Origin of the sequence: Pseudomonas sp. SWRI92, from assembly GCF_014268685.1 — a bacterium.
Taxonomy (GTDB): Bacteria; Pseudomonadota; Gammaproteobacteria; order Pseudomonadales; family Pseudomonadaceae; genus Aquipseudomonas; species Aquipseudomonas marvdashtae.
In genome coordinates, this window is sequence record NZ_JABWQY010000009.1 from 199,844 (window position 1) to 224,430 (window position 24,587).

The 24,587-nt window shown below is 60.4% G+C and carries 24 protein-coding genes and 1 pseudogene; 15 read left to right on the forward strand and 10 right to left on the reverse strand.

Annotated features, from left to right (window positions below; translation table 11 throughout):
* Positions 1-217 precede the first annotated feature (217 nt).
* Positions 218-2,116, forward strand: a complete 1,899-nt coding sequence (gene quiC, locus HU762_RS16225; protein ID WP_186638714.1) for a 3-dehydroshikimate dehydratase QuiC — start codon at positions 218-220, stop codon at positions 2,114-2,116.
* A gap of 102 nt (positions 2,117-2,218) precedes the next feature.
* Entirely contained in the window at positions 2,219-2,896 is a 678-nt protein-coding gene (locus HU762_RS16230; protein WP_186610867.1) for a TetR/AcrR family transcriptional regulator, read from the forward strand.
* Between the two features lie 33 nt (positions 2,897-2,929).
* Here HU762_RS16230 and HU762_RS16235 read toward each other — a convergent pair whose 3' ends face one another.
* The 4 genes from HU762_RS16235 to HU762_RS16250 form a co-directional block, all read right to left on the reverse strand.
* Positions 2,930-3,781 carry a shikimate dehydrogenase gene (locus HU762_RS16235; RefSeq protein ID WP_186638716.1) on the reverse strand — a complete coding sequence of 284 codons (852 nt, stop codon included), beginning with the start codon at positions 3,779-3,781 and terminating at the stop codon, positions 2,930-2,932.
* Positions 3,782-3,786: 5 nt separating this feature from the next.
* A complete protein-coding gene (aroQ, locus tag HU762_RS16240; RefSeq protein ID WP_186638717.1) occupies positions 3,787-4,227 on the reverse strand; it encodes a type II 3-dehydroquinate dehydratase in 441 nt (146 codons plus the stop codon).
* 293 nt (positions 4,228-4,520) lie between these two features.
* Entirely contained in the window at positions 4,521-5,600 is a 1,080-nt protein-coding gene (trmA, locus tag HU762_RS16245) for a tRNA (uridine(54)-C5)-methyltransferase TrmA (protein WP_186638719.1), read from the reverse strand.
* Entirely contained in the window at positions 5,597-6,892 is a 1,296-nt protein-coding gene (locus tag HU762_RS16250; RefSeq protein ID WP_186638721.1) for an NCS2 family permease, read from the reverse strand. Before HU762_RS16250 ends, trmA begins: the two co-directional genes overlap by 4 nt.
* A 213-nt stretch (positions 6,893-7,105) precedes the next feature.
* On the opposite strand from HU762_RS16250, the gene HU762_RS16255 reads away from it, so the two are divergent.
* The 5 genes from HU762_RS16255 (at position 7,106) to HU762_RS16275 (ending at position 12,024) form a co-directional block, all read left to right on the forward strand.
* The gene (locus HU762_RS16255) at positions 7,106-7,555 is read left to right on the forward strand and encodes a DUF4879 domain-containing protein (RefSeq protein ID WP_238340392.1); all 450 of its coding nucleotides are present in this window, start codon (positions 7,106-7,108) and stop codon (positions 7,553-7,555) included.
* A 79-nt stretch (positions 7,556-7,634) separates the two neighbouring features.
* Entirely contained in the window at positions 7,635-8,201 is a 567-nt protein-coding gene (locus tag HU762_RS16260) for a DJ-1 family glyoxalase III (RefSeq protein WP_186638725.1), read from the forward strand.
* Positions 8,202-8,312: 111 nt separating this feature from the next.
* On the forward strand, positions 8,313-8,837 hold the full coding sequence (locus HU762_RS16265) for a (2Fe-2S)-binding protein (protein WP_186638727.1): 525 nt from the start codon (positions 8,313-8,315) through the stop codon (positions 8,835-8,837).
* Positions 8,834-9,826, forward strand: coding sequence for a xanthine dehydrogenase family protein subunit M (locus tag HU762_RS16270; protein ID WP_186638729.1), 993 nt, complete (start codon positions 8,834-8,836; stop codon positions 9,824-9,826). Before HU762_RS16265 ends, HU762_RS16270 begins: the two co-directional genes overlap by 4 nt.
* The gene (locus tag HU762_RS16275) at positions 9,823-12,024 is read left to right on the forward strand and encodes a xanthine dehydrogenase family protein molybdopterin-binding subunit (protein WP_186638731.1); all 2,202 of its coding nucleotides are present in this window, start codon (positions 9,823-9,825) and stop codon (positions 12,022-12,024) included. Before HU762_RS16270 ends, HU762_RS16275 begins: the two co-directional genes overlap by 4 nt.
* Here the strand turns inward: HU762_RS16275 and HU762_RS16280 are convergent.
* A complete protein-coding gene (locus tag HU762_RS16280) occupies positions 12,021-13,259 on the reverse strand; it encodes an MFS transporter (RefSeq protein WP_186638733.1) in 1,239 nt (412 codons plus the stop codon). The two genes, HU762_RS16275 and HU762_RS16280, sit on opposite strands and share 4 nt — an antisense overlap.
* 514 nt (positions 13,260-13,773) lie before the next feature.
* Here HU762_RS16280 and HU762_RS16285 point away from each other — a divergent pair.
* Genes HU762_RS16285 through HU762_RS16295 form a run of 3 tightly spaced genes read left to right on the forward strand, consistent with a single transcriptional unit; the run spans position 13,774 to position 16,410 of the window.
* Positions 13,774-15,213, forward strand: a complete 1,440-nt coding sequence (locus HU762_RS16285) for a cytochrome ubiquinol oxidase subunit I (RefSeq protein ID WP_186638735.1) — start codon at positions 13,774-13,776, stop codon at positions 15,211-15,213.
* A gap of 3 nt (positions 15,214-15,216) precedes the next feature.
* Complete coding sequence (gene cydB / locus HU762_RS16290) at positions 15,217-16,224, forward strand: cytochrome d ubiquinol oxidase subunit II (protein WP_186610887.1); 1,008 nt, start codon at positions 15,217-15,219, stop codon at positions 16,222-16,224.
* 21 nt (positions 16,225-16,245) lie between these two features.
* Entirely contained in the window at positions 16,246-16,410 is a 165-nt protein-coding gene (locus HU762_RS16295) for a DUF2474 domain-containing protein (RefSeq protein WP_186610888.1), read from the forward strand.
* Positions 16,411-16,479: 69 nt separating this feature from the next.
* Here the strand turns inward: HU762_RS16295 and HU762_RS16300 are convergent, their stop codons facing one another.
* From HU762_RS16300 to HU762_RS26745, 3 genes are all read right to left on the reverse strand, one after another.
* Entirely contained in the window at positions 16,480-17,604 is a 1,125-nt protein-coding gene (locus tag HU762_RS16300) for a methyltransferase (protein ID WP_186638737.1), read from the reverse strand.
* 181 nt (positions 17,605-17,785) lie between these two features.
* Positions 17,786-18,256, reverse strand: coding sequence for a LuxR C-terminal-related transcriptional regulator (locus HU762_RS26740; RefSeq protein ID WP_346656871.1), 471 nt, complete (start codon positions 18,254-18,256; stop codon positions 17,786-17,788).
* Positions 18,141-18,500, reverse strand: coding sequence for an autoinducer binding domain-containing protein (locus tag HU762_RS26745; protein ID WP_238340393.1), 360 nt, complete (start codon positions 18,498-18,500; stop codon positions 18,141-18,143). The genes HU762_RS26740 and HU762_RS26745 overlap by 116 nt, the downstream gene beginning before the upstream one ends.
* A gap of 282 nt (positions 18,501-18,782) precedes the next feature.
* Between HU762_RS26745 and HU762_RS16310 the strand changes: the two genes are divergently transcribed.
* A complete protein-coding gene (locus tag HU762_RS16310) occupies positions 18,783-19,559 on the forward strand; it encodes a ferredoxin--NADP reductase (protein ID WP_186638738.1) in 777 nt (258 codons plus the stop codon).
* A 37-nt stretch (positions 19,560-19,596) separates the two neighbouring features.
* Here HU762_RS16310 and mscL read toward each other — a convergent pair whose 3' ends face one another.
* On the reverse strand, positions 19,597-20,010 hold the full coding sequence (mscL, locus tag HU762_RS16315) for a large-conductance mechanosensitive channel protein MscL (RefSeq protein WP_186638739.1): 414 nt from the start codon (positions 20,008-20,010) through the stop codon (positions 19,597-19,599).
* Between the two features lie 285 nt (positions 20,011-20,295).
* Here mscL and katB point away from each other — a divergent pair, with 285 nt between their 5' ends.
* The 3 genes from katB to radA all read left to right on the forward strand — a co-directional run bounded on the left by katB (position 20,296) and on the right by radA (position 23,859).
* Positions 20,296-21,837, forward strand: a complete 1,542-nt coding sequence (katB, locus tag HU762_RS16320) for a catalase KatB (protein ID WP_186638740.1) — start codon at positions 20,296-20,298, stop codon at positions 21,835-21,837.
* Positions 21,838-21,922: 85 nt separating this feature from the next.
* Positions 21,923-22,450 carry an ankyrin repeat domain-containing protein gene (locus HU762_RS16325; RefSeq protein ID WP_225923646.1) on the forward strand — a complete coding sequence of 176 codons (528 nt, stop codon included), beginning with the start codon at positions 21,923-21,925 and terminating at the stop codon, positions 22,448-22,450.
* 41 nt (positions 22,451-22,491) lie between these two features.
* Positions 22,492-23,859 (forward strand): DNA repair protein RadA, encoded by a 1,368-nt coding sequence (radA, locus tag HU762_RS16330; RefSeq protein ID WP_186638742.1) that lies wholly within the window; start codon positions 22,492-22,494, stop codon positions 23,857-23,859.
* Positions 23,860-23,879: 20 nt separating this feature from the next.
* Here radA and HU762_RS16335 read toward each other — a convergent pair whose 3' ends face one another.
* Positions 23,880-24,236 (reverse strand): PilZ domain-containing protein, encoded by a 357-nt coding sequence (locus HU762_RS16335; protein WP_186638748.1) that lies wholly within the window; start codon positions 24,234-24,236, stop codon positions 23,880-23,882.
* Between the two features lie 159 nt (positions 24,237-24,395).
* On the opposite strand from HU762_RS16335, the pseudogene HU762_RS16340 reads away from it, so the two are divergent.
* Positions 24,396-24,587, forward strand: a pseudogene (locus tag HU762_RS16340) (carbon starvation protein CstA); the annotation flags it as partial.

Genomic DNA, 24,587 nt, shown 5'->3' on the forward strand with positions numbered 1-24,587 from the left:
ACGGCAGTTCAAGCCGGCGTCAATGTGGGGTCGATGGTGCGCAGTGGCTAAAAAATCGTCAATTCGTTAATCGGGCATTGTGTTCGATAATCGCCCAAAAAACTAACTGGGTGGTACATATTGAATTGCTCAAAGAAACCGACAGCCCAATAATCGGCTGACTCTTTTAAAAAGCGGCGCATTTTTGTAGCCGACGCCTGTCCCGGGAGCCGAATTCATGCAGCGTTCCATTGCCACCGTTTCGTTGAGCGGTACCCTGCCGGAAAAACTCGAAGCCATTGCCGCCGCCGGTTTCGACGGGGTGGAGATTTTCGAGAACGACCTTCTCTATTACGACGGCAGCCCTCGGGAAATCAGGCAAATGTGCGCCGACTTGGGCATTGCCATCACCTTGTTCCAGCCGTTTCGCGACTTTGAAGGCTGCCGTCGCGAACGCCTGGCGCGCAACCTGGAGCGGGCCGAGCGCAAATTCGACCTGATGCAGGAGCTCGGCACCGATCTCGTGCTGGTGTGCAGCAACGCCTCAGCCGACAGCGTTGGCGATGAGCAAATCCTGATTGATGACTTGCGGCTACTGGCCGAGCGGGCCGGCGCGCGGGGCTTGCGCATCGGTTATGAGGCATTGGCCTGGGGCCGGCACGTGAATACTTATCAACAGGTCTGGAACATCGTGCGCCAGGCCGATCATCCGAGCCTTGGCGTATTGCTCGACAGCTTCCACACCTTGTCCCTCAAAGGCGACCCGAGCGCCATTGCCGAGATCCCTGGCGAGAAGATTTTCTTCGTGCAAATGGCCGACGCGCCCATCCTGGCGATGGACGTCTTGGAATGGAGCCGGCATTTCCGTTGCTTCCCGGGGCAGGGCGAGTTCGACCTGCCGGGCTTCCTGGCACCGATCATCAAGAGCGGCTACACCGGGCCGCTGTCGCTGGAGATCTTCAACGACGGATTTCGCGCCGCGCCGCCAAGGGCCAACGCTGCCGACGGTTTGCGGTCGCTGCTGTACCTGGAGGAAAAAACCCGTCAGCGGCTGGCCGAAGAAGCGCCTGTTCAAAACAGCGATATCCTGTTCACGACACCGCCAGCCAGTGAATACAAGGGCATCGAGTTCTTGGAATTCGCGGTGGACGACAACCTCGGCGCCAAGCTCTCCCATTGGCTGGAGCAGTTGGGGTTCGTCAAGGCGGGACAGCATCGCTCCAAGAACGTCAGTCTGTTGCGCCAGGGCGATATCAACCTGATCCTCAACAGCGAACCGTATTCTTTCGCCCACAACTTTTTCGAAGCCCACGGCCCGTCGCTATGCGCGACGGCGGTGCGGGTTCAGGACAGCGCTTCTGCCTTGGAGCGGGCTGTCGCCTACAAGGGCCAGCCTTATCGCGGCCTGGTAGGGCCCAATGAGCTGGAACTCGCGGCGGTGCGTGCGCCGGACGGCAGCCTGATCTACCTGGTGGATCAGGATGCCGATGTCTATGGCACCGATTTCAACCTGCAACCGGGTGCGGTGATCGGCGCCGGGCTCAAGCGCATCGATCACATGGCGATGGCGCTGCCGGCCGATAGCCTCGACAGTTGGGTACTGTTCTACAAGAGCCTGCTGGATTTCGAGGCTGACGACGAAGTGGTGCTGCCCGATCCCTACGGCCTGGTCAAAAGCCGTGCGTTGCGCAGCCGTTGCAGTTCGATTCGTTTGCCGTTGAATATTTCCGAAAACCGTAACACTGCGATTTCACATGCGCTGTCGAGTTATCGTGGTTCCGGTGTGCATCACATCGCCTTCGATTGCGATGACATCTTCGCCCAAGTCAGCCGCGCCAAGGAGGCGGGCGTGCCGTTGCTGGACATTCCGTTGAACTACTATGACGACTTGGCGGCGCGTTTCGATTTCGACGATGAGTTTCTCAGCGAACTGGCGTATTTCAACGTGTTGTACGACCGCGACGCTCAGGGTGGCGAGTTTTTCCACGTCTACACCGAACCGTTCGAAGGGCGGTTTTTCTTCGAGATCATCCAGCGCAAGAACGGCTATGCCGGTTACGGCGCGGCCAACGTCGCGGTGCGGCTGGCAGCGATGGCCAAGTCCCGCAGCGGTGGGGTGCGGCACGCCAAGTTGTAGGGAAATAGTAAACGCGGCGGCAATGGGCAACGCCGTGGCTTCCTTCGCTGCGCGGTGCGGCCCATAATCGCCAACCTGTGCAGTGATGGCCGTGAGCCCGCAATGACTATGAATCCAGAGCTTTCCGCAGTCGTCGAAGAACCTGTCGCCGCGCCGCGCAAGAGTCGCAAGAACAACCCGGAGAAAACCCGGGAAAACATTCTTCAGGAAGCCATCGTCGAGTTCGTCCAGCAAGGGCTGGCCGGCGCGCGGGTCGACGCCATCGCCGAGCGCATCCACACCTCCAAGCGCATGATCTATTACTACTTCGGCAGCAAGGAACAGCTGTACGTCGAGGTGCTGGAAAAACTCTACGGAGATATCCGTACCACCGAGAGCCGCCTGCACCTGGCGGAGCTGGCGCCGGTCGATGCGATCCGCCGCCTGGTGGAGTTCACCTTTGACCACCACGACCGCAACGTGGATTTCGTGCGCATCGTCTGCATCGAAAACATCCACAACGCCGAATACGTCAAGCAGTCCGGTACGATCAAGGCGATGACCAATACCATCCTCGATTCCCTTGGCGTGATTCTGCGTCGCGGCGCCGAAGAGGGCGTGTTCCGTGCGGGCCTCGAGCCGCTGGATGTACATCTGCTGATCAGTTCGTTCTGCTTTTACCGGGTGTCCAACCGCCAGACATTCGGTGAGATCTTTCAGATTGATCTGTCAGACGAAGTGATCAAGCAGCGCCATCGGCAGATGGTTTGCGAGTCGGTGTTGCGGTATCTACAAGCCTGAACGTTGTGGGGGCGAGCAGGCCCCCACGGGTTTTCAGTGATTCATGCTCTGGAAGTGCGCCAGCATCCGCTGGGCATCCGGTGCCACGCCGCTGAACAGCTCGAACGCCTTGACTGCCTGGAACACCGCCATGGTGCCGCCATCCAGCGTGCGGCAACCCAAGGCCCGGGCGTTGCGCAGCAGTTCGGTCTCCAGTGGGAAATAGACGATTTCCGCCACCCACAATTCGCTTCGCAACAGCTCGACCGGCACTGGCATGCCCGGCAGTTTCGCCATGCCCATCGGCGTGGTATTCACCAACCCATCGGCCTCGACCATTGCACTGGCCAGATCCTGGCCGGCCCGGGCGCGACTGGCGCCGAACTGTTGATTCAGATTGTTCGCCAGTGCCTCGGCACGGCTGGCCTCGACATCAAAAATGCTCAGTGTCCCCACGCCTTCCGCCAACAGCGCGTGGGCGACTGCTGCACCTGCACCGCCGGCCCCCATCTGGACGACGTGGCGGCGCGAAACGTCGCCCAGGCCACGACGAAAGCCCTCGGCAAATCCCAGGCAATCGGTATTGTGGCCGATGCGTTTGCCGTTTTTGAGCACCACGGTATTCACCGCGCCGATTCCGCGGGCTTCGGGCGACAGCTCGTCCAGCAATGGGATGACCGCCTGTTTGCATGGGAAGGTGATGTTCAGGCCGGTAAAACTCATGCGTTCGGCGGCTATCAACAAGTCGGGCAGGGCGCTGCTGTCGAGCTTCAGCGCATCAAGGTCGATCAATCGATACAGGTAACGCATGCCTTGGGCATCGCCTTCGTGCTCATGCAGCGCCGGCGTGCGAGACGCCTGGATACCCGCGCCGATCAGGCCGGCCAGCACAGTGATTTTCGACATGCGCATCAACCCTTCAACCGCTGACTGAAATGTTCCAGGGCCAGGCGATAGCCGTGGCTGCCGAACCCGCACATCACGCCGATGGCCACCGATGAGACAAAAGAGTGATGACGGAACGTTTCCCGGGCGTGGACGTTGGACAGGTGCACTTCGATTGCCGGGACTTCACTGGCGACCAAGGCGTCGCGGATAGCGACGGAGGTATGAGTCCAGGCTGCGGGATTGATGATGATGCCGGCACATCGGCCGCGGGCGCCATGAATCCAGTCGATCAGCTCCCCTTCCTGGTTGGTTTGGCGAAACTCCACGGCCAGGCCGAACTCTTCGGCGGCGCGGCCGCATAAGGCAGAAATATCCGCCAGGGTTTCGTGTCCGTAGGTCGCCGGCTCGCGAGTGCCGAGCAGGTTCAGGTTCGGGCCGTTGAGCACCAGAACGATTGGAGGCATCGCAATTTCTCCACATTTTTATTGTTGGTGTGGGCTGGGTTTCAGCTTGTGGAGATAAATTGTACTAGATGGTTAATTTGGTCAAATAAAGCAGCCGACATCGGTCAATATGTGTTCGATGATCGAACATGACCTGTGTCAGGGGAGGGCTGTTGTGGCGAGGGGATTTATCCCCGCTCGAGTGCGCAGCACTCGCAAGAGGCCAGACAAGACAGAGCAGAGGGCCGCTTCGCAGCCCAGCGGGGATAAATCCCCTCGCCACAGGGTAATCCCTTCACCCCGAAAGGGACGACTCAGCGTCGAGTCAACAACACCCCGGACTCCATGTGATGGGTCCAGGGGAATTGATCGAACAACGCGCAGCGGGTGATGCGGTGCGTATCGTTCAACTGCGCGATGTTCGCGGCGAGGGTGTCAGGGTTGCAGGAAATGTAGAGGATGTTGTCGAAACGCCGGCTCAGCTCGCAGGTGTCCGGGTCCATGCCGGCGCGCGGCGGGTCGACGAAGACGCTGCCGAATTCGTAGCTTTTCAGATCGATGCCGTGCAGGCGACGGAACGGCCGGACTTCGTTCAAGGCTTCGGTCAATTCTTCGGCGGACAGGCGCACCAGCGTGACGTTGTCCACCGCGTTTTCGCTGAGGTTGCTCAGCGCGGCGTTCACCGAGGTCTTGCTGATTTCGGTGGCCAGGACTTTGCGCACGCGGGTGGCCAGGGGCAGGGTGAAATTGCCGTTGCCGCAGTACAACTCCAGCAAATCGTCGCTGCGATCGCCCAACGCTTCATAGGCCCAGTTGAGCATCTTCTGGTTCACCGTGCCGTTGGGCTGGGTGAAGGCGCCTTCGGGTTGGCGATAGCTGAAGGTGCGGCCGCCGACGTCGAGTTTCTCCACCACGTAGTCGTGGCCGATCACTTCCCGCTTGCCCTTGGAGCGGCCAATGATGCTGACGCCCAGGTCGGCCGCCAGTTTCGCGGCGGCGGCGTGCCAGTGCTCGTCCAGCGGGCGGTGATAACACAGGGTGATCATCGCGTCGCCGGCCAGGGTAGTCAGGAATTCCACCTGGAACAGCTTATGGCTCAAGGGCGCGCTGGCCTGCCAGGCGGCCTTGAGTTGCGGCATCAATTGGTTGATGCGCAGGCTGGCGATGGGAAATTCCTCGATGAGGATCGGCGTGCGCTTGTCGTCCTGGGAGAACATTGCGTAGTGACGCTCGCCGGCTTCGCGCCAGAGGCGGAATTCGGCCCGCAGGCGGAAGTGCTTCAGGGGCGAATCGAACACCGCGGGTTCCGGTGCATCGAACGGCGCCAACAGGTCACGCAAACGGGCGACCTTGTCCTGCAACTGGGCGGCGTAGGCCTGGGAATCAAAAGTCATGCGTTGAACCAACCCAACTTGATAACGAACAGAATCGACAGGATGACCAGGGCCGGGTTCAGCTCACGGCCACGGCCAGACACCAGTTTGATGGCAGTCCAGGCGATGAAACCGAAAGCGATGCCGTTGGCGATGGAATACGTGAATGGCATTGCCAGGGCCGTGACGACCACCGGGGCGGCAACGGTGATATCGTCCCAGTCGATTTCCGCCAGGCCCGAGGTCATCAGCACCGCTACGAACAGCAGGGCCGGTGCGGTGGCGAAGGCCGGGACGCTGGCGGCCAGCGGCGAGAAGAACAGCGCCAGCAAAAACAGGATCGCCACGACGATGGCGGTCAAGCCGGTGCGGCCGCCGGCGCTGACGCCCGCCGCCGACTCGATATAGCTGGTGGTGGTCGAGGTTCCCAGCAGCGAACCGGCCATGGCGGCGGTGCTGTCGGCAATCAGTGCGCGGCCCATCTTCGGCATGTGGCCGTCCTTGCCCATCAGGCCGGCGCGCTTGGCGACGCCGATCAGGGTGCCGGAGTTATCGAACAGATCGACAAACAGGAACGCGAAAATCACGCTCACCAGGCCGATGTCCAGGGCGCCCTTGATATCCAATTGCAGGAAGGTCGGGGCCAAGGACGGCGGCGCGGAAATGATGCCGCCGAACGGCGTGAAGCCCATCAGGATCGAGACGACGGTGACCGCCAGGATGCCAATCAACACCGCGCCGCGCACTTTGAGTGCTTCCAGGGCGACGATCAGGACAAAACCCAGGGTCGCGAGGATCGGCGCCGGTTGCTTCAGGTCGCCAAGGCCGACCATGGTCGCCGGGTTCTTAACCACGATGCCGGCGTTGTTCAGGGCGATCAGCGCCAGGAACAGGCCGATACCGGCGGCGATGGCCGAGCGCAGCGGCAGCGGGATGCTGTTGATGATCCACTCGCGGATGCGAAAGATCGACAGCAGGAAGAACAGCACGGCGGAGATGAATACCGCACCCAGCGCCACTTGCCAGGTATGGCCCATGTGCAGGACCACGGTGTAGGTGAAGAAGGCGTTCAGGCCCATGCCCGGCGCAAGGGCGATCGGGTAGTTGGCGATCAGGCCCATGACCGCCGAGCCAATGGCTGCCGCCAGGCAGGTGGCGACGAACACTGCACCCTTGTCCATGCCGGTTTCGCCGAGGATGCTCGGGTTGACGAACAGGATGTAGGCCATGGCCAGGAAGGTCGTGACGCCCGCCAGGATCTCGGTCCGCACGTTGGTGTTGTGTGCCTTGAGTTGAAACAGCCTTTCCAGCATGTCTGCTCCCCGTGGCGCGCGCGGCGCCGTGAATGTATCGACCTCAACAGCAAAGCACAGGCCGCCAGTGGCGCCCGGGATTTTCTGCGGGTCGGAAAAAGCCGCGCATCATAGCAGCGCGGCGATGTGGCTGCGATCCTCGATGTACCGAGATGTGCCGAGGCAATTATTGGGCCATACTGCGCGCGATTCCGGGAGGTCGGTATGTATCGCATGAAGAAAATCGCATGGGTATGGACATGGGGCTGGGCCTTGGGCCTGGGGCTGTCCGTGGCGGCCGCACACGCCGCGTCGGCGCCGCCGCTGAGCGAGGTCAAGGTGCTCAAGGTCGAATCGCCGGCCTGCGGCTTCGAGGACATCGTCGCGCAGCAGGAACGGACCCGCTGCGATCACGGTGGCCCGAATATCAAGGTCTACGTGTTGGAAGCCGGCTACGGCCATCAGCCTCACGTCACGCTGGATGGCTTCGAGGTCGACGGCACCCGCTCGCCCGTGTGTGCATTCAGCAATGGCAACCTGAACGATTGTTCGGCCAGGACCAAGGTGGTCGGCTACCTCTATGTCTTCGACCTGAAGGGCAAGCAGGAAGGTACTTTCAGCTTCAGCAATGTGTCGATCAACGCACCGGGCAACCGGATGTCGACCCAGCTGTACATCAAATGACGACGTTCTGGACGCGCTTCGCCTGACACGGTCCGGCAAAGCTGGCTAGTCTTCAGGAATCACCCTGCGGAGAGTGCCCATGATTCCTGGAACCAAGATCCCCCGAGCCCTGATTGCCGTGGCCGAAGGCGTCGACGACTTGCAGACGGTGACGCTGATCGACGTGTTGCGTCGGGCGCAGCTCGAAGTGGTGGTGGCAAGTATCGAGGGCCGCCGCATGTTCACCTGCGCACGGGGCACGCGTTTGACCGCCGATGGCATGTTGGTAGACCTGCTGGTCCAGGACTTCGACTTGATTGTGCTGCCGGGCGGCATCATCGGCGCGCAACATCTGGCGGCCCATCAGCCGTTGCAGCAGTTGATCAAGGACCAGGCCGCCGCCGGGCGATTCTTTGCCGCCATCGCCGAAGCGCCGGCACTGGTGCTTCAGGCTTTCGGTGTCCTGCGCCAGCGCCGCATGACCTGCCTGCCCACTGTGAGCCAGCAACTGTCGGGGTGCAGTTTCGTCGATCAGCCGGTGGTCGTGGATGGCAACTGCATCACCGCCCAAGGCTCGGCAGCCGCCGTGGCGTTTGCCTTGACGCTCGTGGAGCAACTCAGCGGCAAGGGCGTAAGGAGCGTGGTGGCCGCTGAGTTGCTGGCCTGAGAGGCGTTTCGTCATTCAATTGCCTTGAACGCTCACCCCACCCTGAAGTCGTACCCCTTATGACGGCGGTTTCCCAAAACGCCGCGTGTACGACCAACCGTGAGGTGTTCCATGAGCGCGACCCTGTCCGAAGCGACGCGGGCGTCCTACGCCAGTCATCCAATCCGTCTGACACTCAATGGCCAAGTGCGCGAGCTGCAGGTGTTGCCCTGGACCACGTTGCTGGACCTTTTGCGCGAGCAGCTTGATCTAGTGGGCAGCAAGAAAGGTTGCGACCACGGCCAATGCGGCGCCTGCACGGTGTTGCGTGATGGCAAGCGGATCAACGCCTGCCTGACCCTGGCGGTGATGTGTGACGGTGCCGAGTTGACCACGGTCGAGGGCTTGGCCAATGGCGATGAGTTGCACCCGATGCAGCGCGCGTTCATCAAGCATGACGCGTTCCAGTGCGGCTACTGTACGCCCGGGCAGATCTGTTCGGCGGTGGGCCTGGCCAACGAAGGGCGGGCACAGACCGGTGGTGAGATCAGCGAGCTGATGAGCGGCAATCTCTGCCGATGCGGTGCGTACAACAACATTCGCGACGCCATTGAAGAAGCACTGCCGCTCTGCCAGCAACCGGGAGATGCGCAATGAATCCCTTCCGCTACAGTAAACCCGACACCTTGCAGGCTGCCGTCGATCTGTCGAGCGCGACCTCACGTTTCATCGCTGGCGGCACTAACTTGCTGGACTTGATGAAGGAAAACCTCACCCGTCCCCAACACCTGATCGATATCACCGGACTGCCGTTGGCGGACCTCAGCGAAACCCCCTCCGGCGGGGTCATGATCGGCGCGCTGGTGAGCAATGCCGACCTGGCCTGGCATCCTTGGATCGAACGGCGTTACCCGTTGCTTTCCCAAGCCATCCTGGCAGGCGCCTCGCCACAATTGCGCAACATGGCCAGCACCGGCGGCAACCTGTTGCAACGCACCCGTTGCTATTACTTCTACGACGCCAACGTGCCCTGCAACAAGCGGCGGCCCGGCAGCGGCTGCCCGGCCAGGAATGGCCTGAACCGGATCCACGCGATCCTCGGGGCGAGTGACCAATGTGTCGCGACCCATCCCTCAGACATGTGCGTGGCCCTGGCGGCGCTGGACGCGGTGGTCCATGTATTGGGCCGGGGTGGGGCGCGGACCATCGAGTTCGCCGACTTTCATCGTCTGCCGGGCGACGCCCCTGAGCGGGACAATCAACTGGCCGATGACGAGCTGATCACCTACATCGAGTTGCCTGCAGCAGGTTTCGTCGAACACAGCCACTACTTGAAGATCCGTGACCGGGCCTCCTATGCCTTTGCGCTGGTGTCAGTGGCGGCGGCGCTGGAACTGGACGGGCCGGTGATTCGCCAGGCTCGCCTTGCCCTCGGCGGGGTGGCTCACAAACCTTGGCGAGACCGGGCGGTGGAGAATTGGCTGACGGGCCAGACCGTCAGCCGCGAAACATTCACGGCCGCCGCCGATGCACTGCTGCAAAACGCCGAGCCGCTGGAACACAACGGCTTCAAGGTCAAGTTGGCGCGCCGGGCTATTGTTCGCGCCTTGAGCGATGCCGCACTGATGGGAGGCACCGCCCGATGAATACGTTGAGCAAATCCATAGGCCAACCCTTGGACCGAGTCGACGGCCTGCTCAAAGTCACGGGCCAGGCCCGTTATGCCGGTGAGTACCGCGAAGACGGCTTGCTGCACGGCAGCGTGGTGTCCGGCAGCATCGCCCGCGGCCGCGTGTTGCGGATCGATGCCAGCAAAGCGTTGGCCTTGCCCGGTGTGGTCGCGGTGATCGATCACACCAATCGCCCCCGGATTGCCAGCTACGACGAGCCCTACCAGGATGCCGACGCGGCCGAAGGGTCGCCGTTCCGGCCGTTGTACAACGACCAGATTCTCTACAGCGGCCAGCCGCTGGCATTGGTGGTCGCGCAGAACCTGGAGCTGGCTCGCTACGCCGGTTCACTGGTTGAAATCGAATATGAAGTTGCCGATCACCAGACCGATCTGACGATCGTGCAAAACGAAGCCCATCCGGCACCGGCCGAGCTGCCCAAGCCTCGTGGGAATTTTCAGGGCGAATACGCCAGCGCGGCCCTCAGCGTGGATGTGTCCTACAGCACGCCGATCGAGCATCACAACCCGATGGAGCCTCATGCTTGCACCGTGCTGTACCAACCCGACGGCTGCCTGCATATCCACGATAAAACCCAAGGCACGCAGAACTGTCAGGCGTATGTGCAGAAGGTGTTCGGACTGGAGCAGGACCAGATACGTGTATTTGCCGCGTTTGTCGGCGGTGCGTTCGGCTCCGGATTGCGCCCGCAGTATCAGTTGCCGCTTGCGGTAATGGCGGCGCTGTCGCTGAAACGCTCGGTGCGCGTCAGCCTGACGCGCCAACAGATGTTTACCTTCGGTTACCGGCCGCGGACGTTCCAGCGCGTGCAACTGGGCGCGGCCGCCAACGGACGGTTGCTCGCCGTGGCACACAGCGCCGTTGGCCAGACCTCCCGCTTCGAGGACTTCACCGAGCACGTGGTGGAGTGGAGCGGCATGCTCTATCACTGCGATAACGTGACGCTGACTTACAAACTGGCGCCATTGGATGTTTATACGCCGTTGGACATGCGCGCTCCGGGCGCCGCCCTTGGTCTGATCGGCCTCGAATGCGCCATGGATGAGTTGGCTTGTGCCCTGGCGATCGATCCGGTTCAATTGCGCTTGATCAACTATGCCGAGCGCAACGAGAACGAGGGCAAGCCTTATTCCAGCAAGGCGTTGCGCGAATGCTACGCCGAGGGCGCCGCTCGTTTTGGCTGGGACAAGCGCAACCCGGAACCGCGCAGCATGCGCGAAGGCCGGCAATTGGTGGGCTGGGGCATGGCCGGGGGTGTGTGGGAAGCCATGCAACAGAAGGCCAGCGCCCGAGCGTCGCTGGACGCCAACGGCAAGTTGACGGTCAGCAGCGCCACCACTGACATCGGCACGGGCACCTACACCGTCATGACCCAGATTGCCGCCGAGGCGTCAGGGGTTTCCTTCGATGACGTCACCTTCGTCCTCGGCGACTCGTCGCTGCCGACCGCGCCGTTGCAGGGCGGCTCGTTCACTGTTTCGTCGGTGGGCACGGCGGTCAAGCAGGCCTGTGAGGCGCTGCGAGAAAAGCTCCTGGCCGTAGCGCGACAGAGCTGTCCAGCTTTCAGCGGCGCAACCCTCGAGCAAGTGACATTCGTTGACGGTGAACTGCGCATGGGGGAGGCCCGCGTCGCTTTGGCGGAACTGGCGCAAAAAAGCGGCGAGACACCGTTGCAAGTGCAAGTCACCGCCGAGCCTGATGAAAAACGCCAGGCCTACGCCACCGCCACGCATTCGGCGGTGTTTGTTGAGGTGCTGGTGGATGAAGACTTGGGCACGGTCAAAATCAACCGTGTGGTCAGCGCCATTGCGGCTGGCCGGGTGATCAATCCGAAGACCGCTCGGAGCCAGATCCTCGGCGGCGTGGTCTGGGGCGTCGGCATGGCGTTGCATGAAGAAACCCTGACCGATCACGCCTTGGGCCGGCACATGAACCACAACCTGTCCGAATACCATGTGCCGGTCAACGCCGACATCGGCGATATCGAGGTGATTTTCGTCGAGGAACAGGATGACATCGTCAACGCCCTCGGCTCCAAAGGCGTCGGAGAGATCGGCATCGTCGGCGTACCGGCGGCGGTGGCGAATGCGATTTATCACGCCACCGGAAAACGGGTCAGGGACTTCCCGATCACCCTCGACAAGCTGCTCTAGGCTTTCGCTTCCTCAACCGGTTCGTGCATGCGGTCACGGTTGGCCAGGGTCGGGAACAGTTTGATCCAGGTCCCGGTCACCAGCAGCGTGCCGACACCGCCCATGACCACCGCCGGCACCGTGCCGAACCAGTGGGCGGTCAGGCCGGACTCGAATTCGCCCAACTGGTTCGAGGCGCCGATGAACAGCCCGTTCACCGCGCTCACGCGACCGCGCATTTCGTCCGGGGTTTCCAGTTGCACGAAGGAGGCGCGGATCACCATGCTGATCATGTCCGCCGCGCCCAGCACCACCAGCACCGCCAAGGAAAACCAGAATGAGGTGGAGAGGCCGAAGGCAATCGTGGCGACGCCGAATATTCCCACTGCGGTGAACATCACCCGGCCGACCTTGCGTTCCACGGCAAACCGCGCCAGCCACAGCGACATCAGCAAGGCGCCCACCGCCGGTGCCGAACGCAACAGGCCCAGGCCCCAGGGACCGGTGAGCAGGATGTCCTTGGCGAACACCGGCAGCAACGCCGTGGCGCCGCCCAGTAGCACGGCGAACAAGTCCAGGGAAATCGCCCCGAGGATGTCCTGGCGGCTGCGGATGAAACGAATACCGGCCAGCAACGAATCCAAGGTTGCCTTGCCTTTGTTCAGCGGCGTTTGCCGGGCCGGCAGGTTGAGCATCAGGCAGCAGGCGATGATGTAGAGCAGCACGGTCGGCCCATAGACCCAGACGCTGCCGAAGGCGTAGAGCAAGCCGCCAAGGGCTGGGGCGACGATGGTCGCGGACTGCTGGGCCGATTGCGCGGCGGCGACGGCGCGGGGAAACAGCGCGGCCGGCACGATACTCGGCAGCAGCGCCTGGGTGGTCGGCATCTCGAAGGAGCGGGCGGCGCCCAGCAGGAAGGCGAGGATGAAGATCATCTCCCGCGTGACGTTGTCAGTGGCGCTACCGACCACCAGGGCCAGGGCGATCATCGCCTGCAACGACTGGCAGATCGCAGCGACCTTGCGCCTGTCGTATCGATCCGCCACATGCCCAGTGTGCAGCATGAACAATACCCGTGGCGCGAACTCCACCAGCCCGACCAGGCCCAGGTCCAAAACGTTGCCGGTCAGTTGGTAGAGGTTCCAACCGATGGCCACGGTGAGCATCTGGAAGCCGCTGGCGGTGAATATCCGGGCCAGCCAGAAGGCGATGAAGGGACGATGGTGACGGAGCAGCAGCGGCGCTTGGCTGGGCATCTAAGACAGGTCCGGTGATGAAGGCTTGGAGATTATCACCGAGCTGTAACTGGAAGTTGCGATGGCTGGGAAAATAGTTAGCCAAACATCGATCTTACCCATGGTGCCGATTTTTTTGTGGCGAGGGGATTTATCCCCGCTCGAGTGCGCAGCGCTCGCAAAAGCTAGGGGCCGCTTCGCGCCCCAGCGGGGCGGTGCGACGTTTCGCTAAATCCCCTCGCCACAACACTGCACGCCTCAAAACTCAAGAGTCTGGGTAGGGTTTCGGCACTGAGACAACCTGTCACGCGACAAAAGACCACGCCGTCCATCGGCAAATATGCGACTACTCTTTGAACATTGCTTGATCCAGATCAATGCCTGCCCAGGCGTTGCGCTGGGGGCCACCTGGCCAGAATCCTGCGTCGTGACGGTTCTAAAAAAAGAACGATTTGAAAAGCATCGCACTCCATATCCCTGGGGGCTGTGATGCAAGCCCCGCCCGCAGCCGGTTTTACCTGACAGAGGAAGACTTATGTTCGGTTTGGAGGCGCTCGATCTCGCCCGAATCCAGTTCGCGTTCACCATTTCGTTCCACATCCTGTTCCCGGCCATCACCATCGGCCTGGCGAGCTACCTGGCGGTACTCGAAGGCTTGTGGCTCAAGACGCGCGACGATACGTACCGCGACCTGTACCACTTCTGGTCGAAGATCTTCGCCGTCAACTTCGGCATGGGCGTGGTGTCCGGGCTGGTCATGGCCTATCAGTTCGGCACCAACTGGAGCCGTTTTTCGGACTTTGCCGGTGCAGTCACCGGGCCGCTGCTCACCTATGAGGTGCTCACGGCGTTCTTCCTTGAAGCGGGTTTCCTCGGTGTCATGCTGTTCGGCTGGAACCGCGTGGGCCGTGGTCTGCACTTCTTCTCCACGGTCATGGTGGCGATCGGCACGCTGATCTCGACCTTCTGGATCCTGTCTTCCAACAGCTGGATGCAAACCCCGCAGGGCTACGAAATCATCGACGGCCGGGTGATTCCGGTGGACTGGCTGGCGGTGGTGTTCAATCCGTCGTTTCCTTATCGTCTGTTGCACATGTCCGTCGCGGCATTCGTCGCCACGGCGTTCTTCGTCGGTTCCTCGGCGGCCTGGCATCTGCTGCGCGGGCGCGACAATCCGGCCATTCGCCGCATGCTCTCGATGGCGATGTGGATGGCCTTGCTGGTGGCGCCGGTGCAGGCGGTCATCGGTGACTTCCATGGCCTCAACACGCTCAAGCATCAACCGGCGAAAATCGCCGCGATCGAAGGTCACTGGGAAAACGTTGGCGATGAGCCCACGCCGCTGATCCTGTTCGGCTGGCCGGACATGAAGGCGGAGGAAACCAAATACGCGGTGGAAATTCCCTACTTGGGCAGCCTGATCCTGACTCACTCGTTGACCGATCAAGTGCCGGCTCTCAAGGAGTTTCCGCCCGAGGACCGGCCAAATTCGACCATCGTGTTCTGGTCGTTCCGGGTCATGGTTGGCCTGGGGCTGCTGATGATTTTCACCGGCCTGTGCAGCCTCTGGCTGCGCCGCAAGGACCGGATCTACCAATCCCGGCCGTTCCTTCACCTGGTGCTGTGGATGGGGCCGTCAGGCCTGGTCGCGATCCTGGCCGGCTGGTTCACCACGGAGATCGGGCGACAGCCGTGGGTGGTCTACGGGCTGATGCGCACGGCCGATGCGTCGTCTGGCCACAGCTTTGCGCAGATGAGCTTCACCCTCGTCATGTTTGTGGTGGTGTATTTCGCGCTGTTCGGTGCGGGGCTGAGCTACATGTTGCGCCTGGTACGCAAGGGCCCGGTGGCCCACGAAGCCGAGCCGAGCGACGGTGGCCCGGGCCAGAAACGCACCCCGGCCCGTCCATTGTCGGCAGCCAACGAAGGCGACGACGAAGTGGACCACAACGACAGCTCGCACAAGGGGAATTGAGTCATGGGTATTGATCTTCCGCTGATCTGGGCCGTGGTCATCATCTTCGGCATCATGATGTACGTGATCATGGACGGCTTCGACCTGGGTATCGGCATCCTCTTTCCCTTCGTCAAGGGCGAGCGTGATCGCGATGTAATGATGAATACCGTCGCGCCGGTCTGGGACGGTAACGAAACCTGGCTGGTGCTCGGCGGTGCCGGGTTGTTCGGGGCGTTTCCGCTGGCTTATTCGGTAGTGCTTTCGGCGTTGTACCTGCCGTTGATCCTGATGCTCATCGGCCTGATTTTCCGCGGCGTGGCCTTCGAGTTCCGCTTCAAGGCCAAGGCCGAGAAGCGGCACCTGTGGGACAAGGCGTTCATCGGTGGTTCGCTGACGGCTACCTTCTTCCAGGGCGTCGCGCTGGGGGCCTTCATCGATGGTTTCGAGGTGGTCAATCGCCAATTTGCCGGCGGCTCGCTGGATTGGTTCACGCCGTTCACGATGTTCTGCGGTCTCGCGCTGATTGCCGCCTATGCCTTGCTCGGCTGCACCTGGCTGATCATGAAGACCGAAGGCAAGCTGCAAGAGCAGATGCACGACCTGGCGAGGCCACTGGCATTCGTGGTGCTGGCCGTGATTGGTATCGTCAGCATCTGGACGCCGCTGGCCCACGCCGACATCGCGGCGCGCTGGTTCACCTTGCCGAACCTGTTCTGGTTCCTGCCGGTGCCGATCCTTGTGCTGGTCACGATGTACGGATTGTTCCGCGCCGTGGCCCGGAACGCCAACTACACGCCGTTCATCCTGACCCTGGTGCTGATCTTCCTCGGCTACAGCGGTTTGGGCATCAGCTTGTGGCCGAACATCGTGCCGCCGTCCATCTCGATCTGGGACGCCGCGTCACCGCCACAGAGCCAGGGTTTCATGCTGGTTGGCACGCTGTTCATCATTCCGTTGATCCTGGTGTACACCTTCTGGAGCTACTACGTGTTCCGGGGCAAGGTGACCCATGACGATGGCTACCATTGACCGACCTGCGAGGTGCCGAGGATGGCCAAGCCTGACTTGAAAGACATCGAGGCCGCCGAACGCAAGCCGTTATGGCAGCGGCTCGGTTGGCTGGTAATGATTTGGACCGGTAGCGTGCTGGCACTGTTTATCGTGGCCAGCTTGATGCGGATGTTCATGAATGCCGCGGGCCTGACCACCCACTGACTTCCCATCCCGTTGCCTTGCGGCACGGTTTACGCCCTCCTGAAAAGGGAGGGCTTTTTTTTGGATGAATTATCTACGGGCTTTTAGAATCACGAATTTCGGCGTCGCCGCGACTTGCTCGACGCCGCGGAACAGCCGCGCCAGCTTGCTGTGGTAGCCCAGGTGACGGTTGCCGACGATGTACAGGGCGCCGCCGACCACCAACGCTTCGCGAGCTTGCTGGAACATCCTCCAGGCGAGGAAATCGCCCACGACCTGCTGCTGGTGGAACGGGGGGTTGCACAGCACTACATCCAGCGATTGCGGCTCTTGTCCGGCGAGCCCATCGCCGGCCCGCAGGGTCACTTCGCGCTGGCCCAAGGCGGCTTGCCAGTTTTCGGTGGCCGATTGGATGGCCATATACGACTCGTCCACCAACGTGTAGTGAGCCTCGGGGTTGTGCAACGCGCTGGCGATTGCCAGCACACCGTTGCCGCAGCCCAGGTCCGCGACGCGGGCTGTGCCGAGGTTTGTTGGCAAGTGCGGCAGGAAGGCGCGAGTACCGATGTCCAGTCCTTCACGACAGAACACGTTGGCATGGTTGAGCAATTCGATCTTCGGCTCGTCCAGCCAGTAACGAGTGGGATAGGGGGAGACGGCTGGCGTCATGGCTTGAGGCGTGGCAATCAACAGACGGGCCTTTTTTACCGCCAGGGAGGCCTGCACCGTCCCGATGTAGCGTTCCAGCAGGTCGCCTGCGGCCCGTGGCAAATGCTTGACCATGGCGGCTGCAATGACTTGCGCGCCTGGGGCCAGGTGCCCTTGTAGCCGGATCAGTTGCTGTTCCAGTAGCGCCAGGGTTTTAGGGACTTTGATCAGGACTCGGTCAAAGGGGCCTGTCAGCGCTTCGCTGGCTGGTACGATCGGTATCGCGTCGAAGGGCAGGTTGTTGCGCACCAGGTTTTTTTCCAGCGCCTGCAGTGCCAGGAACGAGTCGCCACTGCTGGTGACCTTGACCTTGCCCACCAGGCTGGCCGCGAGGGCGCCGAAGCCATCATTGAGTACTAACACTCGGGACTCGGCGCTCGGCTGTTGTTCAGCCAGAAACGCAAGCAGGTATTCATCGGCCGCATCAAAGGCTTGCAGTGGTTCGTTCGGCTGTTCGGGCTGGCGGATCAGGTCGAGTTGGGCGAAGGGGCTGTCGAGCAAGGGCATGGCTGGGACTCTGGCAAATCAACGGATGTCCCGCTGCCCTGGGGCAGGCTTGTCAGCGGGACCGCCTGAATGAACTGCATCGCGCGCTTCGCACGTCATCATTCAAGTGGGCCGTAAATGGTACGTTTTTTTGTCAGGTATTACTCGTGGGTTTTTCAGGTAGGCGATCGTGCTTCGCCCCCTAAATCATATGGATGTGGGCCGCTTTGGCCACCGCCGAGATCTTGTTGGTCACGTTCAGTTTTCGCATGCAGCTGCATACATGGAAATTCACGGTGCGTTCGGAAAGGCATAGGATCCTGCCAACTTCCGACGCGGTCTTGCCTTCGGCGGACCATCTCAACACTTCTACCTCTCGGGGCGAGAGATGACAGACCTGTGGCGGCGCCATTGCGCCAGACAGCTTCTTGCCCGCCAATGCATGCAACCTTTGGCTGGCAAAAATGGCATAGCCAAGATTTCCGTAATGCTCATCGGCATCGATACGGCAATGGGTCCTGGCAAGACTGAACAAACTATAATGGGCGCCGTATTCGTCATGAACCGCTTGGGTCCAGCCATGTTTGAGGCCTTGCCGATTGAGTTCTCGCCATAACTGCGGGGCCTCGGAAAAAACTTGCTCGCTCCACAGAACGGGGCACTGAGGATTGATTGCAATGAGCTATTATTGGGTCGGTGGAGGCATACCCATTTCGTTCATAAAGTCTTTCCCACCCATAAGGGTAATTATTGAGGTTTATCTTGCTGGCAGGTTGATCAGGCAGAGTCGAATGCGCAACAAAGGCGCAATATTCAAACCCCTGAAAATTAAAGAAATCCAGTGCCAGGCGATAAGCACGTTGCAAGTCCTTTTCACACGATAGCTTCCGTAGTTGCGTATCCTTCCACACGTCCATTGCGCTCTCCTTGGGGTGAATTAAGGAACGTGGATCCAATTCGGTCACGCGAAAATGAGTGTAGGACTATTCCTAACATGCAGTTAGATTTTTTTCGGTTGTATTAGGAGTTTGGTTATTGAGAAAGGCTTTTGCTAGTTGCTTTCCGATACAACCATTCTTGTTTTGTAGAAGTTTGCCGTGCCAGGTTTTGAAAGTGTGGCGCTACGCTATCATTCGTCGCCGGTGGTTAATGGGCTTACTTTGCGGGACACTGGTGTTCTTGTCTTATTGGAGTGCCTCATGACCGACAATACGGAAAAGTTCACCCGCCAGACGCTGATCGATGTGCAACCGTTGACGTCGCACTTGTTTACATTGCGGACCACTCGGGATCGTGGCTTTCGTTTCCGGGCCGGTCAGTTTGCCCGGCTGGGTGTCGTCAAGCCGGACGGTTCTACCGTCTGGCGCGCCTATTCCATGGTGTCTTCGCCGTTCGACGAATTTCTCGAGTTCTTTTCCATCGTGGTGCCGGACGGTGAGTTCACCAGCGAGCTTAGCCGCTTGAAGCCGGGGGACAGTTTGCTGGTCGACCGCCAAGCCTTCGGTTACCTGACATTGGACCGTTTTGTCGACGGTCGCGATTTATGGCTGTTGTCCACGGGGACGGGCGTCGCGCCGTTTCTCTCGATATTGCAGGACTTTGAGGTTTGGGAAAAATTCGAGCGAATTATCCTGGTCTATAGCGTTCGCGAAGCGCGGGAGCTGGCGTATCAAGAGCTGATCGAAGGATTGGCCCGGCGAGACTACTTGGCTGAGTACGCCCATAAATTGCGCTTTATTGCGACGGTCACCCGTGAGCAGTATCCTGGCGCCCTTAATGGACGCATTACCACGCTGATTGAAAATGGCGAGTTGGAACAGGCCGCCGGCGTCGCGCTGACGCCAGAGCATTCGCGGGTCATGTTATGCGGCAATCCGCAAATGATCGACGACACGCGCCAGTTGCTAAAGACCAGGGGGTTGCGCCTGAGTCTGACCCGTCGGCCGGGCCAAGTGGCAGTGGAAAACTACTGGTAAATGGCGCCCCGTGGACACCATTTTTTAGCGCGAAGGGTCAGGGCCGTTCGTTCTGGGCCTTGAGCAGATCGCGGATCTCGCTCAGCAGTTGTTCTTCCTTGGAGGGAACAGGGGGCGCGCTCGGAGCGACGGCCTCTTCGCGCTTGAGACGGTTGATGGCCTTGACACCCATGAAAATGGCGAAAGCGACGATGATGAAGTCCACCATCGTTTGGATGAATTTGCCATAGGCCAGCATTACCGCAGGCGTATCGCCCTGGGCGGCCTTGAGTGTGATAGCCAGATCACTGAAATCCACTCCGCCGATCAACAGGCCGAGTGGTGGCATGACCACATCGCCAACAAATGACGAAACGATCTTGCCAAAAGCGGCACCGATGATGATCCCGACGGCCATGTCGACGACATTGCCCTTGACCGCGAAGGCCTTGAACTCGCTTAGCACGCCCATGAGTTGTTCCTTGTGACAGATGAGATTGATACCGGCAGTGTAAGTCAGCTAAACGGGTCTCGCTCGACATGCCTGCTTACAAAGCTTGCCTGTTATCGACCCGGCTCCCCGCAAAAAGTTTACAAAGTGCCACCAATCGCGCGTGATACGCGGTTTTTGGCGGATTCCCTACATCGTTTTTTCTATCAAGACGGTACGGTATTTCTATTTAGGTTTTGGTTTTTACAGCACTAGCCTCTGAAAGGCGCACATGGATGCGCTTTATAAAATCAGAGGAAAATTCCAATGAACACTTCCCTTGGCCTCGGCGCTTTTTCCAATCGCCATTCCCTCGTTGTGCTGACCGCCAGCCTGTTTTCCTTATCCGTCAACGCCGCTACCCTCACCCGTGACAACGGCGCTGTTGTGGGTGACAACCAGAACTCGCAAACCGCCGGCCCCAATGGCCCGACGCTGTTGCAGGATGTGCAATTGATCCAGAAACTGCAGCGTTTCGATCGTGAGCGGATCCCCGAGCGCGTCGTGCACGCCCGTGGTACCGGTGCCCATGGCGAGTTTACGGTTTCCAATGACCTGAGCGACCTGACCAAGGCCAAAGTCTTCGCCGCTGGCCAGGTCACGCCGGTGTTCGTGCGTTTCTCCGCCGTCGTGCATGGCAATCATTCGCCGGAGACGTTGCGAGACCCTCGCGGCTTCGCCACCAAGTTCTATACGGCGGACGGTAATTGGGATCTGGTAGGCAATAACTTCCCGACATTTTTCATTCGCGACGCCATCAAGTTTCCCGACATGGTCCATGCGTTCAAGCCCGACCCGCGGACTAACTTGGATGATGACTCCCGGCGTTTCGACTTCTTTTCCCATGTCCCCGAAGCGACCCGCACGCTGACCGAGTTGTATTCGAACTCCGGTACGCCAGCCAGTTATCGCGAGATGGACGGTAACGGCGTACACGCTTACAAACTGATCAACGCCAAAGGCGAAGTCAGTTACGTAAAGTTTCATTGGAAAAGTTTGCAGGGGCTGAAGAACCTCGATCCGAAAGAAGTTGTGAAAGTTCAGGGTCAGGATTACAGCCACATGACCCACGACTTGGTCAGTCACATCAACAAGGGCGACTTTCCAAAGTGGGATTTGTATGTACAAGTCCTCAAGCCGCAGGACTTGTCCACGTTCGACTTCGACCCGTTGGACGCCACCAAGATCTGGCCGGATGTACCTGAGCGCAAAGTTGGGCAAATGGTCTTGAATCGCAATCCGGCAAATGTTTTCCAGGAAACCGAACAGGTGGCGATGGCGCCGGCAAATCTGGTTCCGGGTATCGAGCCTTCGGAGGATCGCCTGTTGCAAGGCCGGGTCTTCTCATATGCCGATACGCAAATGTACCGGGTCGGGCCGAACGCCCTGCAATTGCCGATCAACGCTCCCAAGGTTGCAGTAAACAATGGCAACCAGGACGGCGCGATGAATTTCGGCGGCACCAGTACCGGCGTGAATTATCAGCCGAGCCGTTTGATGCCACGGGAAGAACAGCCAGCGGCACGTTATAGCCAGGCAGCGCTGAGCGGCAGCACCCAGCAGGCGAAAATCCAGCGTGAGCAGAACTTCAAGCAGGCCGGCGATCTGTATCGTTCGTTCAACCAGAAGGAGCGCAATGATTTGATCGAAAGCTTCGGTGGCTCGCTGGCGACCACCGATGACGAGAGCAAGCACATCATCCTGTCGTTCCTCTACAAGGCTGATCCTGAATACGGCACTGGCGTGGCACGTGTCGCCAAAGGCGATCTGGCGCGGGTCAAGGCGCTGGCCGAGAAACTGAGCGACTGATGCCTCTTGCGGGGGTCGGGTTGGCTCGGCTCCCGCAGTTCTGTGTCATTAAGGAGAGGCCATGATGCACAAATTGCTTTTTTCGATGTTCGCGGCGTGGTCATTGAATGCGTTGGCAGAACTGCCTGTAGTTGCCGATCCGGCTGCGGTACAGGAGCAATTGCAAACCTATTATTTTGACGCCGCTCGACGGGGCGACGTGCCGATGCTCGATACCTTCATCGAGGCCGGCTACTCCCTCGACACCCGGGATGAGAAGGGCTACACCGCATTGATCCTGGCGGCTTATCACGGCCATGCTCGCGCCGTGGAGCGGTTGTTGGCCGCTGGTGCGGATGCCTGTGCCCAAGACAAACGCGGCAACACCGCCTTGATGGGGGCCATCTTCAAGGGCGAGGTGCAGATCGCGCGTCGTCTGTTGTCCACCGATTGCAGCCCGGACCAGCGCAATGGCGCGGGACAGACCGCCGCGATGTATGCCGGTCTGTTCAAGCGTGGCGAGTTGCTCGACGCCTTGAAGGCCAAGGGTGCCGATCTGGAAGCCAGGGATCGGTTGGGCAATACCGCGACGGATCTGGCCAGGGGTGAAATCAGAATGCCGGCCCCGCAGTGAAGCCTGGCTAGGCTATCATCGCGGTTTTACCCGGAGGTCAGATGGCCAAGGCAAAGCGCATGTACGGCTGCACCGAGTGCGGCTCGACCTTTCCCAAGTGGGCCGGCCAGTGCAGTGAATGCGGGGCTTGGAACACCCTGACCGAAACCATGGTGGAAAGCGGCGGGGCGGCGGCGCCTACCGGGCGCACGGGTTGGGCTGGCCAACAGGCGCAGATCAAGACCCTGGCCGAAGTCAGCGTCGAAGAAATCCCGCGCTTTTCAACGGCCTCCGGCGAATTGGACCGGGTGCTGGGCGGCGGCCTGGTGGATGGCTCGGTGGTGCTGATCGGTGGTGACCCGGGCATCGGCAAATCGACCATCCTGTTGCAAACCTTGTGCAGCCTGGCCGCGCGCATGCCGGCGTTGTACGTCACCGGCGAGGAATCCCAGCAACAGGTCGCGATGCGCGCCCGGCGCCTGGGATTGCCCCAGGATCAGTTGCGGGTCATGACCGAAACCTGCATCGAAACCATCATCGCCACGGCCCGCCTGGAAAAACCCAAGGTCATGGTGATCGACTCGATCCAGACGATTTTCACCGAGCAGCTTCAATCGGCCCCGGGCGGCGTGTCCCAAGTACGCGAAAGCGCGGCGCTGCTGGTGCGTTATGCCAAGCAGAGCGGCACGGCGATTTTCCTGGTGGGGCATGTCACCAAGGAAGGTGCGCTGGCAGGCCCTCGGGTGCTGGAGCACATGGTTGATACCGTGTTGTATTTCGAAGGCGAATCCGATGGTCGCCTGCGGTTATTGCGGGCGGTGAAGAATCGCTTCGGTGCGGTCAACGAACTGGGCGTGTTCGGCATGACCGATAAAGGCCTGAAAGAAGTCTCCAACCCTTCGGCGATTTTTCTGACGCGGGCCCAGGAAGAAGTGCCAGGCAGCGTTGTCATGGCCACGTGGGAAGGGACTCGGCCCATGTTGGTGGAAGTCCAGGCACTGGTGGATGACAGCCACTTGGCGAACCCACGTCGCGTCACCCTGGGCCTGGATCAGAACCGGCTGGCCATGCTGCTGGCCGTCCTGCACCGGCACGGTGGGATTCCTACCCACGACCAAGATGTTTTCCTCAACGTCGTGGGCGGCGTCAAAGTGCTGGAGACTGCCTCTGACCTGGCGTTGATGGCGGCGGTCATGTCCAGCTTGCGCAATCGACCCCTACCCCATGATTTGCTGGTGTTTGGCGAAGTCGGATTGTCAGGCGAAGTCCGACCAGTACCTAGTGGTCAGGAGCGGCTCAAGGAAGCGGCCAAGCATGGCTTCAAGCGCGCCATCGTGCCCAAGGGCAACGCGCCGAAGGAAGCTCCGGCGGGGTTGCAGATCATTGCCGTGACGCGGCTGGAACAAGCGTTGGATGCGTTGTTCGAGTAACACAAGGGGAGCACGTTGATTCAGATCTGGATCAACGCCCCCAGCTCCCGCTCCAGCTCGTCATGGTCGGCCAAGTTGAGCTCTACCAATCGGCGCAAATGTGCAATGGAATCCAAGTCGATGTGTTCGCAGACGAAACCCAAGTGGCCATGGTCGTCGTGAGTCAACCGGACCTCCATCTTGACTTCAGCTTCAGGGCTTAGATGTATGTCGGCCATGAACGGCTCTTCGGGTTTGCCGAGCCAGGGTTCGGGCTTTTCGATCAGTAGCCCCTTGAGGGACAAATCCAGCAGCTTTACCGGCCAGATGAACGGCCCTTGGCTCAGTTCGGTCTTGGCATGGAACTCGATTCGTACGAAGCGGCGGCGTTCGCTCATTACGTATTCCCTCTGGAGATTCACTGACTATAGACCCTATGGGCAGGCCATCGTGCCCGTCCGCCCGGTGACAGACGAATGTCGGGGTATGGCCTTTACGCCTGTTAGCGCTAAACTCCGGCTGTCTGTCTTTCTGTCCAACCTGGCTGGAATATAAAAATGAACAACAATAATAGCCTGCTACGCCATGTACCCTGGCTACTGCTGGCCGTCGTAGGGGCGTGCGCCCTGGGCGTCGTCGCCTTGCGCCGCGGAGAGCCGATCAACGCCCTCTGGATCGTCGTCGCAGCCGTGGCCATTTACCTGGTCGCCTACCGCTACTACAGCCTCTTCATCGCCAACAACGTAATG

Bases quoted from the DNA above. Each gene is read 5' to 3' on its own strand.
- quiC (WP_186638714.1), top strand. From the start codon at position 218: ATGCAGCGTTCCATTGCCACCGTTTCGTTGAGCGGTACCCTGCCGGAA.
- HU762_RS16230 (WP_186610867.1), top strand. From the start codon at position 2,219: ATGACTATGAATCCAGAGCTTTCCGCAGTCGTCGAAGAACCTGTCGCC.
- HU762_RS16235 (WP_186638716.1), bottom strand. From the start codon at position 3,781: ATGTCGAAAATCACTGTGCTGGCCGGCCTGATCGGCGCGGGTATCCAG.
- aroQ (WP_186638717.1), bottom strand. From the start codon at position 4,227: ATGCCTCCAATCGTTCTGGTGCTCAACGGCCCGAACCTGAACCTGCTC.
- trmA (WP_186638719.1), bottom strand. From the start codon at position 5,600: ATGACTTTTGATTCCCAGGCCTACGCCGCCCAGTTGCAGGACAAGGTC.
- HU762_RS16250 (WP_186638721.1), bottom strand. From the start codon at position 6,892: ATGCTGGAAAGGCTGTTTCAACTCAAGGCACACAACACCAACGTGCGG.
- HU762_RS16255 (WP_238340392.1), top strand. From the start codon at position 7,106: ATGAAGAAAATCGCATGGGTATGGACATGGGGCTGGGCCTTGGGCCTG.
- HU762_RS16260 (WP_186638725.1), top strand. From the start codon at position 7,635: ATGATTCCTGGAACCAAGATCCCCCGAGCCCTGATTGCCGTGGCCGAA.
- HU762_RS16265 (WP_186638727.1), top strand. From the start codon at position 8,313: ATGAGCGCGACCCTGTCCGAAGCGACGCGGGCGTCCTACGCCAGTCAT.
- HU762_RS16270 (WP_186638729.1), top strand. From the start codon at position 8,834: ATGAATCCCTTCCGCTACAGTAAACCCGACACCTTGCAGGCTGCCGTC.
- HU762_RS16275 (WP_186638731.1), top strand. From the start codon at position 9,823: ATGAATACGTTGAGCAAATCCATAGGCCAACCCTTGGACCGAGTCGAC.
- HU762_RS16280 (WP_186638733.1), bottom strand. From the start codon at position 13,259: ATGCCCAGCCAAGCGCCGCTGCTGCTCCGTCACCATCGTCCCTTCATC.
- HU762_RS16285 (WP_186638735.1), top strand. From the start codon at position 13,774: ATGTTCGGTTTGGAGGCGCTCGATCTCGCCCGAATCCAGTTCGCGTTC.
- cydB (WP_186610887.1), top strand. From the start codon at position 15,217: ATGGGTATTGATCTTCCGCTGATCTGGGCCGTGGTCATCATCTTCGGC.
- HU762_RS16295 (WP_186610888.1), top strand. From the start codon at position 16,246: ATGGCCAAGCCTGACTTGAAAGACATCGAGGCCGCCGAACGCAAGCCG.
- HU762_RS16300 (WP_186638737.1), bottom strand. From the start codon at position 17,604: ATGCCCTTGCTCGACAGCCCCTTCGCCCAACTCGACCTGATCCGCCAG.
- HU762_RS26745 (WP_238340393.1), bottom strand. From the start codon at position 18,500: ATGGACGTGTGGAAGGATACGCAACTACGGAAGCTATCGTGTGAAAAG.
- HU762_RS16310 (WP_186638738.1), top strand. From the start codon at position 18,783: ATGACCGACAATACGGAAAAGTTCACCCGCCAGACGCTGATCGATGTG.
- mscL (WP_186638739.1), bottom strand. From the start codon at position 20,010: ATGGGCGTGCTAAGCGAGTTCAAGGCCTTCGCGGTCAAGGGCAATGTC.
- katB (WP_186638740.1), top strand. From the start codon at position 20,296: ATGAACACTTCCCTTGGCCTCGGCGCTTTTTCCAATCGCCATTCCCTC.
- HU762_RS16325 (WP_225923646.1), top strand. From the start codon at position 21,923: ATGTTCGCGGCGTGGTCATTGAATGCGTTGGCAGAACTGCCTGTAGTT.
- radA (WP_186638742.1), top strand. From the start codon at position 22,492: ATGGCCAAGGCAAAGCGCATGTACGGCTGCACCGAGTGCGGCTCGACC.
- HU762_RS16335 (WP_186638748.1), bottom strand. From the start codon at position 24,236: ATGAGCGAACGCCGCCGCTTCGTACGAATCGAGTTCCATGCCAAGACC.